Source organism: Arenimonas sp. (assembly GCF_019459675.1).
Taxonomy (GTDB): Bacteria; Pseudomonadota; Gammaproteobacteria; order Xanthomonadales; family Xanthomonadaceae; genus Arenimonas.
In genome coordinates this window covers 1-2,076 of the sequence record NZ_JAIBFH010000231.1, presented here as the reverse complement: position 1 = coordinate 2,076, position 2,076 = coordinate 1, and the positions used below count along the sequence as shown (strand labels likewise).

Here is a 2,076-nt window from a genome sequence, read left to right as displayed (position 1 = left end):
GCCGTGTCGCCGTGGTCGCGCGAAAGGCCCTTCGCGGCGCCCGTGCTCGCCAACCAGCGGCTCAGCGGCCGCGGCAGCCACAAGGACGTGCGCCATGTCGAGATTTCCCTGGAAGGCTCTGGCCTGAGCTACCTGCCCGGCGATGCGCTGGGCGTCTTGCCCAGGAACCCGCCCGCCCTGGTCGACGCCGTGCTTGCCGAGCTCAAGCTCGACGGCGGCGCGCGCATCGGCGTGAGTGGCCAGGACCACCCGCTGCGCGACTGGCTGGGCCAGCATCGCGAGCTGACCCGGCTGTCGCGGCCCTTCCTGCAGGCGCACGCCGAACGCGCCGGCAACAGCGAACTGCAGCGGCTGCTGGAACCCGGCAACAGCGCCGGCCTCACCCATCTGCTGGCCACGCACCAGCTGGTGGACCTGCTGCAGGCATGGCCGGCCGGCTGGTCGGCGCACGAACTGGTGGCCGCGCTGCGGCCACTGGCGCCGCGGCTTTACTCCATCGCCTCGGCGCAGTCGGCGGTGGGTCCCGAGGCGCACCTCACCGTCGACCACGTGGCCTACGTCGCACCCGGCGGCCACCGCTGGGGCGCCGCGTCGCATTTCATCGCCGACGCCGCCGAAGGCGCGACGCTGCCGGTCTTCATCGAAAGCAACGACCGCTTCCGCCTGCCCCGCGACGGCGCGCGCGACATCATCATGATCGGGCCCGGCACCGGCGTGGCGCCGTTCCGTGGATTCGTGCAGGAACGCGCCGCTACCGGCGCCAGCGGCCGCAGCTGGCTGCTGTTTGGCAACCCGCACGCGCGCCACGACTTCCTCTACCAGGTGGAGTGGCAGCAGGCGCTCAAGTCCGGCCAGCTCAATCGCCTCGACCTCGCCTTCTCGCGCGACCAGGCCGAGAAGGTCTACGTGCAGCACAAGCTGCGCCAGCAGGGCCGCGAGCTGTTCGCCTGGCTTGAAAGCGGCGCGCATCTTTACGTCTGCGGCGACGCCGGCCGCATGGCCCGCGACGTCGAGGCGGCGCTGCTTGAAGTGATCGCCACGCACGGTGGCCACGACGCCGACGCCGCGCGCGACTATCTCAACGCCCTGCAGCAGCAGGGCCGCTACGCCCGGGACGTGTACTGATGAGCGCGCACTCGGTCGAGGACATCAAGCAGGGCAGCGGCCGCCTGCGCGGCACGCTGGTGGAAAGCCTTGGCAACCCCGTCACCGGCGCGCTGGCCGACGCCGACCAGGTGCTGATCAAGTACCACGGCAGCTATCAGCAGGACGACCGCGACCTGCGCGACGAGCGCCGACTGGCCAAGCTCGAGCCCGACTACAGCTTCATGATCCGCACCCGCACGCCCGGCGGCGTGGTCACGCCCGCGCAGTGGCTGGGCCTTGACGCCATCGCCACCACTTTTGCCGAACGCGGACTGCGCATCACCACCCGCCAGGCCTTCCAGTACCACGGCGTCATCAAGGGCAAGCTCAAGCCGACCATGCAGGCCATCAACGCCCAGCTGATGGACACGCTGGCGGCCTGCGGCGACGTCAACCGCAACGTGGCGGTGGCGGCCAATCCGCACCAGTCGCGCGCGCACGCCGCCGTTTACGCACAGGCCGCCGCGCTGTCCGAACACCTGCTGCCCAACACCCGCGCCTACTACGAAATCTGGCTGGACGAAGAGCGCGTGGCCGGCAGCGGCAGCGAGGACGAACCCATCTACGGCAATGCCTACCTGCCGCGCAAATTCAAGATCGGCTTCGCCATCCCGCCGGTGAACGACGTGGACGTGTTCGCGCAGGACCTGGGCTTTATCGCGGTGCTCGAGAACGGAGAACTGGCCGGCTACAACGTCAGCATCGGCGGCGGCATGGGCGCCAGCCACGGCGACCCGGAGACGTATCCGCGGCTGGCCGACGTCATGGGCTTCGTTACGCCCGGGCTGGTTACCGCGGGGGCCACCGCGGTGGTCACCGCCCAGCGCGACTTCGGCAACCGCGCGGTGCGAAAGCGCGCACGCCTAAAGTACACGATCGACGACCGCGGGCTGGACTGGTTCAAGCAGCAGGTGGAAGGGCGCCGCCGGG

The 2,076-nt window shown here is 70.4% G+C and carries 1 protein-coding gene and 1 pseudogene; both read left to right on the top strand.

All coding sequences use genetic code 11. From position 1 onward, the window contains the following. Positions 1-1,125 (top strand): annotated as a pseudogene (locus tag K0M70_RS07820) (assimilatory sulfite reductase (NADPH) flavoprotein subunit); the annotation flags it as partial. Further along, the coding region (locus K0M70_RS07815) for an NADPH-dependent assimilatory sulfite reductase hemoprotein subunit (protein WP_290781238.1) at positions 1,125-2,076 on the top strand (952 nt) is incomplete at its 3' end. The pseudogene K0M70_RS07820 and the gene K0M70_RS07815, both read left to right, overlap by 1 nt.